Source organism: Rhodococcus sp. ENV425, from assembly GCF_002887785.1.
In the GTDB taxonomy this organism is placed as follows: domain Bacteria; phylum Actinomycetota; class Actinomycetes; order Mycobacteriales; family Mycobacteriaceae; genus Rhodococcus; species Rhodococcus aetherivorans.
The window spans coordinates 37199-52330 of record NZ_PCZU01000123.1 but is presented as its reverse complement, the minus strand read 5'-3'; the positions used below and the strand labels follow the sequence as shown (position 1 = coordinate 52330).

8 protein-coding genes are annotated in these 15132 nt (G+C 68.7%); 3 read left to right on the top strand and 5 right to left on the bottom strand.

Features of this window, described 5'->3' with window-relative positions:
- Positions 1–29: 29 nt before the first annotated feature.
- The 4 genes from CQZ88_RS09950 to CQZ88_RS30760 are packed head-to-tail and all read right to left on the bottom strand — an operon-like array spanning position 30 to position 9443.
- Entirely contained in the window at positions 30–2765 is a 2736-nt protein-coding gene (locus tag CQZ88_RS09950) for a hypothetical protein (RefSeq protein ID WP_102799667.1), read from the bottom strand.
- A gap of 1 nt (position 2766) precedes the next feature.
- Entirely contained in the window at positions 2767–6336 is a 3570-nt protein-coding gene (locus CQZ88_RS09945) for a tubulin-like doman-containing protein (RefSeq protein ID WP_102799666.1), read from the bottom strand.
- A 45-nt stretch (positions 6337–6381) separates the two neighbouring features.
- Positions 6382–9156, bottom strand: a complete 2775-nt coding sequence (locus CQZ88_RS09940) for a vWA domain-containing protein (protein ID WP_251550738.1) — start codon at positions 9154–9156, stop codon at positions 6382–6384.
- Positions 9123–9443, bottom strand: a complete 321-nt coding sequence (locus tag CQZ88_RS30760) for a hypothetical protein (RefSeq protein ID WP_251550736.1) — start codon at positions 9441–9443, stop codon at positions 9123–9125. Before CQZ88_RS30760 ends, CQZ88_RS09940 begins: the two co-directional genes overlap by 34 nt.
- Before the next feature lie 434 nt (positions 9444–9877).
- Between CQZ88_RS30760 and CQZ88_RS29530 the strand changes: the two genes are divergently transcribed.
- A complete protein-coding gene (locus tag CQZ88_RS29530; RefSeq protein ID WP_146034290.1) occupies positions 9878–10834 on the top strand; it encodes a GIY-YIG nuclease family protein in 957 nt (318 codons plus the stop codon).
- A 199-nt stretch (positions 10835–11033) separates the two neighbouring features.
- Here the strand turns inward: CQZ88_RS29530 and CQZ88_RS09925 are convergent, their stop codons facing one another.
- The gene (locus CQZ88_RS09925) at positions 11034–12890 is read right to left on the bottom strand and encodes a TerD family protein (protein WP_102799672.1); all 1857 of its coding nucleotides are present in this window, start codon (positions 12888–12890) and stop codon (positions 11034–11036) included.
- Between the two features lie 134 nt (positions 12891–13024).
- Between CQZ88_RS09925 and CQZ88_RS09920 the strand changes: the two genes are divergently transcribed.
- Positions 13025–13936 carry an SDR family oxidoreductase gene (locus tag CQZ88_RS09920; protein WP_102799663.1) on the top strand — a complete coding sequence of 304 codons (912 nt, stop codon included), beginning with the start codon at positions 13025–13027 and terminating at the stop codon, positions 13934–13936.
- 221 nt (positions 13937–14157) lie between these two features.
- Entirely contained in the window at positions 14158–14961 is an 804-nt protein-coding gene (locus CQZ88_RS09915) for a replication protein (protein WP_102799671.1), read from the top strand.
- Positions 14962–15132: the final 171 nt, after the last annotated feature.

Here is a 15132-nt window from a genome sequence, read left to right as displayed (position 1 = left end):
GTCGGAACGCCGCAGGTTAAACGTCAAGCTCAGAAGTTGATGCCGTCGGCGACGGGCGCAGCGAACGGCGCAGGGGCCGGACGGTCCGCACGGTCGTGCGTCGGTTCGGCCGGTCGCAGCTCGAGGTCGGGCACCTGCGGAATGTCGACCGGTGCTGCGGGGTGACCGTCCGACGGCATGGTCCGCAGATCCTCCGCGGCGATTCCCTCCGTGTACTGGGTGGTGACCGCGACAAGCCCGCAGCCGGCGGGGGTACGGGTCGACACCGTCTCCGCGACGGTGGTGAGGCCCCGCATCGCCGCGGTATCGGTGAAGACGGCAGGGTCGAAGAACCCCTCGGCCGCGGGTTGTCCGACGCCGGCCAGGAACTCGTCGATGCCGTAGCGACGCACGGCCCCGTCGGCGCGATGTTCGATGGTGGCGAGCAGCTCGCGTGCCAAGTCGCCACGCGACCCGGACAGCTCGCCGAGTGCCCGCTCCCACATCAGTGCCGCACCGCTCGCCTGACGTTCGCCACGGTGGAATCGGAGGGACCACTCGTCGAGTGGAGAGCCGGACCCGGCTCCAGCCTTCGCGGCGAGCAGGGTGGGGTCGCGATCGATGTCGAGTCCTGCGGCACCGAGTGAGGAACCTGCGGAACCCACGACAGAGTCCCACGCTTCGGTCAGCCACCCGACACCGAACATGTCCTGCCGCAGCGCGTCGGCGACTCGCTCGACCTGGGCGGGTTCGGGGCTACCGATGCCGACGGCGCTGTGTCGGGGCATCCCCCATTCGATGCTGCGGCCGACTGCATGGGTGTGGTCGGTGACGCCGAGCGGCTTCGCCAGGAACGCTCCGAGTGCGCGATTCCACGACAGGAACTGCCGATACGCGGCAGTGAGGTTCTCGATCTCTCGGAGGGCGGACCTGAGATTCCTCCGGTCTGCTGCGGCCGCCGCCGACGCCGCCTCGCGTTCGACGAGAAGCTGCTCGAGGTACTGCTGCGTGCGTTGGCAGATCCAGGCAACGACGCCCGCCCAGACGAGCACGCACACTGCGATGACGGGCCCGCCGGTCCACCACGAGATCAGCTCCTGCCAGGCCAGCACGCCCGCGACGATCGCGGCGGCGAGGAAACCGAGCGTGGCGATGCGCACCTGGCGGAACATGCGCGCCTGCTGATCGGCGCTCGCTTCGGCCAGATCGCGGGGCGCTTCGGCGGCGTTGAGTCGCTCGAGCAACATGCCTGCCTCGGTGATACCGGCCGACAACCCGTCGGCGAGGATCGATCCGAAGGTGACCGCGAAGCTTCGGCGGATGCGGCCCACCCAGCCCGCCAGCGCGGCGCTCGTTCTCCGCGCGTCGAGCCCGATCGTCGGATCCTGTTCCAGCTCCCGCAGCCTTGCCTGGAAGTCCCTGATGCCGAGGAGGTCCGGGGCTTCGGCGGCGTGGACGTTCAGCGTCGCCGAGACGACGCCGGGGATGTCGGTGAACTCGTCGTCCGGTCCCGGCACAATGTCCGACGCCGAACGCAACACGGCTCGGTGGGCGCCGACCTGGATGGTCGGCAGACCCGGTGACCGTTCGGCGGCGTCGGCGAGCGTGAGGGCGGCGCGAGCATAGTCCCGCCACAGCGAGGAGAGGTCGGGCGCCGCGGACTGTGGCGTGTTCGTCGCTCCGTCGAGAGCTGCGCCGATCTGCCGTGACGCCGCCTCGTACTCGGACCATCCGACCCTGCGGCCGTCCGCGTCGACACCGCGGACCACCACACGCCTGGCGCCCTGCGCCGACCCGAACAGCGTGGACTGTGCCGCCGAAGCGACCGCGGCCGAGGCGCGGTGACCGACCCGGGCGGCCCACTGCGCCGGGGCGTTGCGCAGTACTGCAACGAGGAACGAGAAGAACATCGTCAGGGCGTCGGTGAATTTCACCAGGCGCGGAGCGTCGGCCGGGGGTGCGCTTACGCGCTCGCCCTGGAGCAGGTGCCGGTGCTTGACCCACAGCGCCTGGGCCATCGTTCGCGTGGCAGCCGGGACGTCGTCGGCGTACACGACGGCGGTGCCGGCGTCGCGGGGCAACGGCAGCTGCCCGCCGAAGTCGAGCAGGTGCGTGCGCAGCTCGTGCTCGGCATGCGAGGTGTCGAGTCGGCGGTAGAACGACCGCACCACCCGCAGCGTGCTTCCCGGCAGGACCGGCTGCTCGTCGAACGGGGCATGCTCCGCATCCGTCCACAGACCCACGATTCCGGCGATCACCGGGGCTGCGTGGCGGCCGACATCGACCGGATCGGTGGTTTCGGTGAGGGACTCGTGGCCCATTCCCGGACCCCGCGAATCCTCCGGTGCGACAAGCAGGTTGTGCCAACCGGCGAGCGCGACCGCGACGGAGTCGGAAGGGGTGTCGCCGGGACGACGCAGCACCGTCCGCAGTCGAACGAGGCGGGCTCCGCCCGAGTTCGACGACAGGAGGTCGGCGAGCGCCCTTTCCGACTCGACCCGAACGGGATCGGTGCCGCGTGCTCCCGGCACGATCACGCACAGTCGCACCACATCGACGCGACGCGACGCGAGCACATCCTGCAGCACCACCGTTGTGTCCGCACCACAGGCGGTTTCGACGGCTGGGATGCGGGCACCACCCGGCGTGACGCCGGCGTCGTCGACCCACACGAACGGTGCGACCAAGCCCGCCGTGGACAGGTCGCGGAGGACGTCACGCACCCCGAGCGCCGGCCCGGTGGAGGCAAGGAACACCGTGAGAACGCTCTTCACCGAATCGGCCATGTCAGAACTGACCCGCGTCGGGAATCACGAACGCGTGCGATGCCGACGTTGTGGACGCCGCCGGCTCGTGCACCGGCCGGTCCGGCTGCTCGGCGCGGTGCCTGCACTCCTCGATCAGATTCAGCAGCTCACCGGTCGCCCAGTACACGTCCGGCGCGATGTCCCGGAATATCGGAGTATGCGACGCAGTGACACGATCGGTGATCGCCGAGAAGGTTCCCCCACCGGGTGCCGCGTCCTCCCCTGCTGCCATGTAGTGCAGCCCGGTGAACTCCCGCACCCGGCCGAGCCATGTCGCGGCGTTCTCGGCGCGAGCGTCGATCGAGACGTCCGGGCCGGTGTCGGTGACCTGGGACTGCCATCCCGTGCCGGTCTCGCCGGTCCGCAGCCACTGCGTGAGGATCGACTTGGCGGACACCTCGAGAATGCCGCCGGCCGGCTTCTCCGGGGAGGCATCGTAGATCGCGCGCAGCGTCCGGTAGGGAAGCATCGACTGCATGACCGGCGACTCGTGCGACCGCGCCATCGCCAGCAGGACCGATTCGAGCACCGCGGGCAGCCAGTCGTTGTGGGCGAGGAACCGTGACGGCGGGGTCAGCAAAGGATGCGGAAAGTCGACCCACGCCGCGGAGGTGGCATCCCACACCCGCACCGGCTCGTCGTACGGTTCCGCAGGAAGGCGCAGGCGGCCGACCACGAGGCCGAGGAACCAGCCGGCGGTCAGCGCTCGCCGCTCGCTGTGGTGCATCGGCAGCGAGGCGGCCAACGGCCGGGAGCGACGCCACTGCCAGAACGACTCCTGCTGCGTCGGAGTCGAATCCGCCCACTGCTTGGCCGCGGGGGTGAGCACGGAGTCATAAGCGAGCGGCGAGTAGTTCGGGTAGGAGCCGAAGATGTCGATGCGCGTCAACCGGTCTTCCTCGGTCAGCAGGCGCACGAACTCCGATCGGGTCTCGTGGTCGATCATCGGGTTCTTCTGCAGTACCTGCTCAAGGGAATCCGCGACGGGCAGGTTGAGGAACGGCACCGAGGTGAACTTGTACCGGTACTCGACCTGCTGCCCCGGATGCAGCGCCTCGAGCGCCTGCTGATTGACGCTGGCGAGTGGTCGCGCCAGCGACAGCGCTTCGGCGAACTTCGCCTGCAGTCGCTCACGCCGCTCCTCGAGCGCGTACTCGGGAACGGTCGGATCCTCGATGTACTCCCGCAGCGACACGCGACAGAAGCGGTCGAAGGACTCCCCGGTGCGGCCGACGAACTGCCGAGCGCGCGCGAGCAGTTCCGCAGGTCGAAGGTGCAGGTCATACCGTGCGGCCGAGGGAATGAGCGCTTCGCGGGTTCCCGGATCGTACGGGAATGCGCGGGTCCGCCACGCCGATGTGCGCTCGAGGACGGGATGCTCCTCCCCCGGCGACTTGCTGCCGTCGATCGTCTGCCACAGACCGGTGACGACCCCGACAACGGCCCGTTTGACCGACTCCTCGAACGGCGGCGTGCCGAGACCGCTGGACGCGACCGCGAGCGGCAGGTCGCTGCGGTACTGCACCATGAAGTCGGCCGACGGGGTGAGCATCACCTCGTTGTTCGCTTCCGCGAACCGCTTGGGTACCCGATCGGCCTTGTCCGCGGGCCACGCACCGTACTGGTCGGTGGACAGGCGCGCCAGGCCGACGTCGCTCGCCGGCTTGCTGCGTGCCCGCCGCATCGACGTCTGCGCGTCGTTCAGCGCCTCGAGCAGGGGCTGCAGAATCTCCGGTACGAGCGCGGCCGCGACCTCGGCCACCTTCCCGGACAGCGAGGCGTACAACTGGCGGTAGACGTTCTGGCTGCAGCTCGCGAGCACACGGTCGACGATGTCGGCGTCGCTCTCGATGGTTCCCTTGAGTGCGGACAGCGCCTGAGCGGTGTCGGCCGACTGCGCAGTGATGTCGGTCGGCGCCTGTTTCGCGAGGTCCTCCGCCCCGACCCGCACCTGGTCTTTGATGTGGCTGGTCAGCCGGTTCACGAGCGCGGTGGCGTACGGCAGGCCGAGGTCGGCGATCGCCTTCGCCACCGTGCGCTCGATGTTGTCGGCGAGAGTGCGGTGCCACTGGTACGCATGGACAAGCGCGTGCACTTCGGCGGACGCCGTGAGCGCCTGACGACGGGCACCGAGCACCCGCTGGATCTCGGGGACCCACTGGCTCGCGTTCAGACCGCTGCCGGACGGAAGGTAGCCACGCAGTTCGGACTCGGTGACCTGACGGGCCATCCGCAGGCCGTCGCCCTGGGGCAGCACCACACCGGTCAGCCACGCACTGATGCCGACCTGCGCGCCCCGCGGATCCGCTTGAACGACAGGCAAACCCATCGTGGTGAGCAGGGCCTGCCACTGGCTATCGAGGATGGAGTTGACCTGATCGTCGTCGGACGCGGCATTGCCGGGGTTGCGGTGCCCGTCGAGGAGCCGGTCCACGGTGCTACGGGCAAGCCGCTGCGCCGAGTATTCGGCGTATCGGTCGCGGCCCATGCTCAAGCTCGAGAACCCGTATGTGCCCCACGGCAGGTTGTCCCACTGTCCGCCCCAGCCGATGTTGTCGCGCTGGCCGGACAGGCCCGCACCGTTGGTGAGGTCGTACTGCACGAACTGGCGCGTCGCAGCGCCGCTCATCATCATGCCCGCCAGGCCACGAGCGAGGCCGCGGTAGATCGCCTTCTGTGAACCGTCGCCGAACGGCGCGCCCTCGACGCCGACACGGCGGCCCACAGGGAACACCCGGGCGAACGGCACCTTCTCGCCGGCGCCGTTCTGCTGGCCGAGCGCGCGCAGGATCTCGACATCGTGCTCGCGCGCGGAGCCGAGCTGGCTCGCGACGATCTCGCCGAGCATCGCGAGGGCGTTGGCGCGCACGCCGGTGGTGGCGCTGCGGCCGAGGCCGTCGAAGATGTCGGGGGCGACCATGAACACACCCATCAGCCGCGGATCGAGCTTGGGGATCAGCGTCAGCAGGCGGCACACATCCAAGGCCATCGATGCGCCGGCGCCACCGGCCATCGACGAGACGACCAGGACGATCGGGGACTCCTCCTGCTCGAAGCTGCCCCCGCCGGGGACGTTCAGCGCGCCCATCTCGGTGGCGGTCTGCACGGTGAACAGCTGGTCCCAGGCGTACTGCAGGGTCTCGCGAATTCCGCCGGCCTTGCTCAGCGTGATCATGCGGCCGAGGGCGCGGTACTGGCCGGCGCCGGACCCGATGGGCACCGTGACAGCGGAGGGATCCCGCGGGGCCCAGGTGGCGGTCTCGTCGAGGCTGCCGCGGGCGGAGAGCTGGTTGCTCAGCGCGTTGTCGAGCACCCCGTACGAGTCGCCCTGGGGGCCGCTGCCGAAGTAGTAGCCGCCCTGGTCGCGAACATTGCCGAGCCCGTCCGGCCCCGCCTCCGGCGCAGTGGGCACATCGATGCTCACGAACTGCCACCCACCCGGGATCCGGTCCACTCCCGCCGCGGCGAGATCGGACCGGAGCTGGTCCATCATGTACGCGAGCGTGACGGCACCCGAACCACCGCATCCGACTACGAGAAACCGCCTCATACCGGTCCTTCCACATCGAGAGAGAGCAAAGCTGGATTCCGACCGTCAAGCGCCGGGCGGACGGAACGGGTCGAAAGGCTGAGCGGCCGGCGCGGCGGACGAGCTCGAACCGCTGTGCGGCGCGGCACCGAATCCAGAACTGCCGCCGAACGCCGGTGGCGCACCGAATGTCGGTGCGGGCGGAGCGGTGGGTGCGCCGAACGGATCGAAGGACGACTGCGGTGCGGGTCGCCCGTCAGGCGCACCGGTGCCCGGCGTCGCCGTGTCGTCGGATCCGACACGCTCACGCAGTCTCGCGAAGGCGCCCGGTGCGCGCCGGTTCAGATCCTCGATCAACCGGACCGGGTTCGAACCTGCGCCGACGAGCAGGAGCACCGACGCGTGGTCGGCGGGTCCGGCCGGATCGTGGAGGATCACCCAGTTGTTGTGCACCGCCAGCGGCAGCCTGGCCTCACCTGTGCGCGGGTCATGGTCGGGCTTCGCACCGGAGGAGCCGAGCAGGCCACCGGCCTTGACACGGACGTACCCCGTGCCGACCGGGGAGAGCCCGGTCTTCGCCTCGAGCTTGACGCCGTCTGCCGTCAGCAGTCGCGCAGGCTTGTCCAGGTTCCGAACGATTTCGGTGAGGTCACCGTCGCGCAGCGTGAAGGGTACTCCGTCCCGCAGAACGGCGCCGTCGGCGATCGTCACGGAGAAGCGCTGGGCCTTCAGGGTTTCGGCAGGAATGCGCGAGGCTCGCCACTTGAGCACATACAGCAGAGCCAGCGGGATCGCGATGCCCAGGAACAGCGTGAGAAGGAAGGCCAGCAGGAACCGGCCACTGTCGAGCGGTTTCTGCAGCTCGGCGGTGAACGGCACATCGACCGGCATCGCGCGGTCGAGCTCCCCGGCGGGGGCCATCATCATCCGCACGGAACCGTTGAGGGAGCCGTTGCCGGCCTCGGGCACGTCGAGTTCGACCGTCAGTGCGCCCTGTGCGCCCTCCTCGACGGCCAGGCACCGCTCCGCCGAAGTCGCTGCGGGGTTCACCAAGGCCACGTCACCGACGCCGTCCGGCACGGCATCGATGCGGATCGGTTCCGCCGAATCGAGCCACACGCAGCCGGGCCCGCCGACCGGGATCTCCACCGGGAACCGACCGGATCCCTCGACAGTGCCGAAGTCGATCCGGTTCGGCAGCGTTGGATAGCCGACCGGGGGCGCCACCGTCAGCGGCACGTCGACGTATTGGGGCGCCAGTTGAGTACCGGGCGCGATGACCGTCCCCGAAGCCGTCCGGGCGTCGGCGGTGGTCACCTCGAGAGCGAGGCGCAGCGTCGCCTCACCCGGTGGCACCGACGTGAGATCCAGCTCGATCGGCTCGTCGATCCCGTTCTTCGGGATCCTCGACGCCAGCTCGTGCGCAACCCGAGCCGAGTCGACGAGCGACACCGACAAGTACGCGCTTCCGAGCAGGTCGGAGGGGTCGATCTCCCGACGGTCGGAGTCGACGATGCCGAGCTGTATCGCAGATGTCTTCTCGCCGCTGTGGATGGCGGTCACATCCTGTCCGAGCCACGCCGGGAACAGGTTGCCCGAGATATGGATGTTGGACTTGGAGCGCGCCGCGGGATCGGAGCCATCGGGGTCGACGAACACGAGAGCCCACATGCCCTGCCATTGCCCCGGGTTCGCCGACGCCGGCTGGCGCATCGTGAACGACACCGACCGCGCCGACAACCAGCGGTAGTCGACGCCGACTCCGTCGACGTTCAGGCTGCGCGGGGCGTTGTCGCGCGGCATCGCAAGTTCGGCCCCGTCGGGCGACACCAGTGTGGGTACGAGCCCGTCCGCGTCCGCGAAGCCCAGGACTGTCACCGAACCGATGGAGTTGTCGAGGACGAAGCGGTGCTGCGCTTCCTCGCACACCTGACCCACACATACGCCCGTCTCGTTCTCGAGCGGCGCTTGGCCCGGACTGCTGAACGCGTCGAACGCGAAGAGCAGGTCGTCGATGTTCTGGGCGAGGTAGAAGTCGCCGGGTCGGGGCGAGGTCCGGTTCCCGCACGCCTGCCCGGCGGCGGGTTCTCCGGTGGCGATGGACCGCATCAGATCGAAGTCCCCGGCCTGCGCTGTACCGGCCGCGAGCCCCACCGCGAAGGTGACGATTCCCGACGACCGCAACTGGTCCGCGATACCTGCGGGCCGGCAGATCGACTCGCGGGCGGCCGCAATGATCTGCTGAACGCCTGCGTCCGTGCCGAGCGATACTCCTGGGGCGTACGGCTTCTCCGCGTCCCGCGTCGTGAAGTCGAGCTTGCCGTCGGAGAACCAGGCGACGGCCTGGCATCTGTTCGCGGCTGTGGACGAGCGGTCGGCGAGAGCGCCGCGGGCACCGTCGAGAGCGGCCCAGTAGTCGGTGTCGACACCGTTCGTCCGGGATCGGAACCTGTCGACCTCGTCCTGCAAGGCAGGCAGGGACCCACCGTCGAGGCGGGTCCACGGCGCGTGCACGGTGAAGTCATCGGAGAAGCCGGCGACCGAAACGTCGAGCGCGACCCCGGCGGAGCCGCCGAAGGAGCTGAGCTGTTCGAGCAGGTAGTTGGCCGCGGAGACCCGCGCCGCCTCGGGGTCCGAGACCTGCAGACTGCCGGATTCGTCGATCATCAACAGCAGATCGCCCTCGCGCTGGGAGGCGAGACACCCGCCGAAGTCCCCCACCGCCGACTGCTGCGGCGCAGCCGACGCGGCCGGTGCCGCCACCACCAGAGAGCCGAGCAGCACTGCCGCGAGCGCAGCCACCTTCTTCACAGTCGACCCGCCCATTCCGCGATCTGCCATGCTCCGACCGCGATGCCCACGAATCCGAGCACAACGACGGTCCAATACGTCCCCTGCACAGCCTTCGAGCCCGCGTAGACCGGCCGCGCCCGCTGCTGCATGTCGGCGACCGTGTGCTGGGCAAGCAGGTAGAACGCGGCAGGACCGGCCAGCAGCCACCCGATGAAGGCGAACACTGTGGAGCCACCCGACAGGGTGAGTGCGACGGCGGTGAGCCCCAGCAGCGCTACCACGCCGCCGCCGATCAGCCATGCGCGCGGCGGCCTACCTTGCGAAATGGCCGTCACGACCGGCCGCTGCTCGACAGCGAACGCGTCGGCAGGCGCCCCGCCGAACCCGGGCGTCGACCCGCCGGGCCCCGCGAACGGGGCGGCCACGCTTCCGAACGGCTCGGGGGGTGGCCATGGCGACTGGGATCCACCCGACCACGGATTGTCTGCGTCGTCCCGCGAGCTCGAGTACTCGCTGAAGTCGAACGGGTTGGTCGAGGAAGACACGTGCTTCTTTCAGGGTCGGGCAGGGCGGGCCCGAAGCGAGCTTCCCCTGGTAGTCGTCAACAACTTCAAACTTCAATCGCTGGCGATGAGCGATTGTTACACCTTCCGAATTGGAACTTTTGCGGCCCTACCGGGTTACAGATACTCGCGCGGTCGCGAACCCTCTGCCGCACTCGCAGACCTGGGTGCTACAACTTGTTCTGCCTGGAGCCGTGAGGAGATGCATGACCGTCGACGATGAGCAGTTCAAGTACAGCGGTCTGCGCTTCACTCGGTTACGGTTTGACTCCCAGGTCTCGGCGGGCAATCCACGACGTGGCGTATATGTCCTCACATTCGCCGACGGATATCGATACGTCGGTCAAACGATCGATATCGTCGCGCGTCTCGCTGCGCACCGTCGCCGATGGTTCGATATCACCGACGTGGCGTTCAGCCCTGTGCCAAAGGCGAAGCAGCTCGATCCGATCGAACGGCATTTGATCAAGTCCGTGGGACGAACCCACAGCCTGCGCAATATCGCTCTGACCTCGACCCCGTTCCCTAGTCCCACCCTCAGCGCCCTCGTCGATCCGCGAGAGCTCACCGATTGGTTCGCTGTACCTGTGGACGAGTCCATGTTCGATCGCGTCGAAGATTCCGCCATGCGGGCATCGAGCCTTCACAAGTACCGAGAACTTGCGAGTCATCCGGAATTCCCCGAGGTCGCCAGGCTACTGGCTATGTTCGTGGAGTCGTGCCTTCCCGCACCTCGCCGAACCGAGCGTCGAGTTTGGGCGTTGAGCTCGATGCCTTCGACCGGCAGGACGGCATCGTCACGCCGATTGACGACACTTTCGGTCGGCCCCATCGAAGCACTCGTCATTTCCGACAATGGGCGCGCCAACGCCGATGTTGTGCGCGGGTTCCTCAACGTGGCACCGCCCGTGGGGAAGGCCCGGATGACGTTCGCCGGGCTCGTTCTCCGGCGTGGAATCAGCTCGCGCCGAGAATACGGCTACACCTCCATCGGACCCGTCAGACGAGTTTCCTTCGATTCGCTTTCTGGTCTCGAGAAACTGCTGTCCGATCCGGTTGTGGTTCAGCAAGCTCGAAATCTGATCGTCAACTTGATGTTCAAGGGCAGCACGGTGTACGGGAGATACCACGACTTCAACCTTGCGGACCACATCGTGAAATAGTCCTACCCAGGTCCGAATTCGGCGGTTCCCTGGACGGATGGCCGGAACCGGACCACCGCCCGGTTGCACGACTCGGCCGGTCCGCTATCGAAAATTCTGGTCCGACCGTCGGCAGGACTATTTCGCCGATGCGGACGGGGGCTGGGTGCCAGCCGAATCGCACGTAGGGGCGAACAGAAGAGCGACGTCCGTTCGACAGTCAATTGCCTTCCTCGACGTCCACGCCGTACAGCGCGACGAGCCCGCCGAGGTCGTCGTCGTACCCCTGCCCCACCGCGCGCAGCCGCCACTTCCCCGCCCGCCGATAGATCTCGGTGAGCACCATGGTCCGTTCGGTAGTCCCGGCGTCGAGTACGAACGTCGCCGCCGTGCCGTCCTCACCGTCGACGCTTACGGACACAGCCCCCAGTTCGCCGAAGGTGCGCTCGCCGTCGATGGCCGCGGCGATCGCGATGCGCGCGCATTCGTCGGGCAGCGCGGCGAGATCGAGCCGCACGCTCTGTTCGCTACTGCCGTCGATCGACAACTCGACCGCGCCGTCCTCGGCGGATGGGTTGTTGTAGAAGACGAAGTCGTCGTCGCTGTCGACCTTTTCATCCTCCCCCAGCAGGAAGGCGACGACGTCGACGTCGAAGTCGTCCGTCTCGGCGCGCCACGCGACGTTGACCGTCCACGACGTCTTCCGCGCCGGCAGGTCGATGACCTCGCCTCGGGCGAGCGCCGGCGCGGAGAGGCGGGACTCGATGCGCATGTGCGGCGGCACGACGCCCTTCTCCACCGCGGCGCTGATGTCCGTCATGGTCAGGACGGGGAGCTCGCGCGCGGTGATGCGCGGCATGCGCCGGTCGCTGTCGCCGCCTTCCAGCATCAGCACGTCCGTGACCGCCGCGGTGAGGTTGAGCGACGGGCGTGCACCGAGCTGGACGAGACGCGAGCGCATGAGCACGGCGTCGAGGTGGGTGCCGCCGAGGAGCAGCACCCGCCGGCCCTGCCACAGCTTCGGCTTCTGTCCCGTGAGCATCCGCTCGGGCAGGCTCGGTACATCGGCGAGGGGCTCCGCAGGCGCCGCCTGCGGAGGAGGTTCGATCACGGGCTCAGCAGCGGGCGCGGCCACCTCGACCACCGGACGCATCTTCGGTTCGCCTGGAATCACCCGGGTGAGCATCTCTTCGAGTTGCTGCTCGGTGACGACGGGAATGCCCTCGGCCATCGCCTTGCGGATCTTGCCCGTCTGCACGCCGGGGTCGTTACACACGACCACGCTCGTCTGGCGACTGACGGAGTTCATCACGTCGAGGCCGGCGTCGGCCATCCGGCCGGCGAGCGGGACCCGCGGCGTCACCGTCTGCCCCGTGACGACCACCTTCATCCCCTGCACCAGGCCGACGTCCAGCGACAGGCGTCCCGGGTTCTTCCACTCGCACGGCACGCGCGGCACGGAGTCCGGGTAGGCGGGCCTGCGGCTGAGGCAGTCGACCACCGGCAGCGGGAGCTGCAGGCTCTCGGCGAGCAGGGCGCTGCGTACGAAGACCTCGCTGAGGACGCGGGCGTCGTCGTAGGCGTCGTGCTCGAGCAACTGCTGGACCTGCCAGTGGGCGGCCAGGGTGGAGAGTTTGTGATCGGGCACGTCGAGTTCGAGCCGCCTCGACAGGGCGAGAGTGCACAGCCGGTGTCTGGCCGGGATCTCGGTTCCGGCGCGCCGGAACTCGGCGTCGAGGAATCCGTAGTCGAAGGCCGCGTTGTGGGCGACGATGGTCCCGCCGTCCAGCACCTCGGCGAGTTCGCCGGCGATCTGCTCGAAGCGCGGGGCACCGGCGAGCCGTTCGCGCGTCAACCGGTGCACGTGGACCGGGCCGGGGTCGCAACCCGGGTCGACGAGCGTCGAGTACTCCTGCTCGACGCTGCCGTCCTCCCGCAACACCAGCGCGGCGACGCTGAGCACCCGATGCGCGTAGGCGCGCAGGCCGGAGGTCTCGACGTCGACGACCACCCAGCGATGACCCTTCGGCAGCGTCCGCGAACCCGACGCGTGCGACAACGTGTCGATCACCTGCACCTGCTTTACCTCCGACTGTTCTCCGGCCGGTCCCACCGGCACTCGAACATAGTGACTGATGCTCACGACACCGCCGACCGCGCCACGCCGAACGCGCCTGCCTCCGACCCGTGCCGGGCAGTACCGTTCCAGCTATGGCACAGCCACTCGAAGGCAAGATCGCCCTGGTCGCCGGCGCCACCCGCGGCGCCGGCCGCGGGACCGCAATCGCCCTCGGCGAGGCCGGCGCGACGGTCTACTGCACCGGCCGCACCACCCGCGAGCGCCGCTCGGAGTACGACCGGCCGGAGACCATCGAGGAGACCGCCGAGCTGGTGACGGCCGCGGACGGGGTCGGTATTCCCGTCGCCGTCGACCACCTCGATCCCGAGCAGGTGCGACGGCTCGTGCAGCGCATCGACGACGAGCAGGGCCGCCTCGACATCCTCGTCAACGACATCTGGGGCGGCGAGAAGCTCATCGAGTGGGACACCCCGCTGTGGGAGCACGACCTCGCCGGCGGGCTGCGGATGGTGCATCTCTCGGTCGACACGCACCTGATCACCAGCCACTTCGCGCTGCCGCTGCTGATCCGGAACCCGGGCGGGCTCGTCGTCGAGATGACCGACGGCACAGCCGAGTACAACGCGAAGAACTTTCGGCTTTCGGTGTTCTACGACCTGGTCAAGTCCGCGATGCTCCGGCTTGCGTTCTCCCAGGCGAAGGAGCTGGCGCCGCACGGGTGCACGGCCGTCGCGCTGACGCCCGGATGGATGCGGTCGGAGATGATGCTCGAACACTTCGGGGTCACGGAGGAGAACTGGCGGGAGGCCACCGTGCCGCACTTCGTCGCGATTTCCGAGTCGCCGCGGTTCGTCGGGCGGGCGGTCGCGGCACTCGCAGCGGATCCGGACGTGCATCGCCGCAACGGCGGGTCGTTCTCGTCGGGCGGTCTGGCGCGCGAGTACGGCTTCACCGACGTCGACGGGTCGCAGCCCGACTGCTGGCGGTACATGGTGGAGGTTCAAGATCGCGGTCTGCCCGCGGATGCGACCGGATATCGGTGAGCGCGACACGCCGGGACTACGACTGCCCCTCGCCCACAACGTATTCCATGCCAGGACGCAGATTTGATTGACGCGCCCGCAGCACGGTGCCACCATGTGTCATCCCCCGCGCCCGCGAGGGTCACAACTGAAGAAGGCCCGTCAGGAGCGGCAACTCCCGACGGGCCGGATGTCCGACTATCAAGGAGTCGAACATGGGTCAGAATACCCTCGTCGGAGGCGTGCGCCGCGCGCCGCGCCCGACGAGCAACTACACCGTCGTCCGCAACGAGACGATCGGCAACAAGGATCTTTCCTTCCGCGCCCGCGCGGTCTTGATCTGGCTGCTGTCGAAGCCGGCCGACTGGCGCATCCGCTCCGACGCGATCGCCGCGGAATCACCGTCCGAAGGCCGCGACGCCATCCGGTCCGCGATGCGGGAACTGGCTGCGCACGGTCACCTCGTCACCGAGCGTCGCCAGAACGAGCACGGCCAGTGGATCACCGTCCAGACCGTCTACGAAGTACCGGTCCGGCCCGAGCCGGGGCCTGGAAATCCGAACCCCGGCGAGCCGGACACCGGAGAACCCAGCGCTGAACAAAGAACTGAAGACCAAGAGACTGAAACAAACCCCTCACCGGCCGCCGAGCCGACGGCACCACCCGCGCGGCAACGAGGGGTGAGCAGCATCCCGGAGAAGAAGCCGATCGCCGAGCTCGCGACCGCGTGCCGCGCCGCCGGCCTGACTGCGACGTTCGACTATCTGCCCGCCGCCGCGCGCTCCCAGCTCGCCGCGCTGATCGACTCCCACGGAATACCATGCCTGGTCGCGGCGGCACGGTCGGCGCATCGACCCAACAATCCGACGCGCTTCGCACACGCGTGGATTCCGCTGTGGCAATCGCTGCCCCTGCCCCGTTCTCCCCTGCCGCCCCGGTGCGGCCGGTGCGACGAGTACGGCTGGCTACCCGACGACGACCGCGGCCGCGCCGTGCGCTGTCCGTGCCGTCGCTTCGACGCACCCGACCGCCCAGTCGCTGCGTGAGCACCCATCCGTGGCGAACCGGTAGCATCGGCGAGAACTGTGCCATGACCACCGAATCGAGGTCGGACGTCCATGTCCCGTAAGCGCTCCGGGTCGAGTCGCGGATCCTTGCCTCGTGAGCCACTTGCCGACAATGTCGTGTCGTTGGCCGAGCGCCGGCGCCGGACGGAC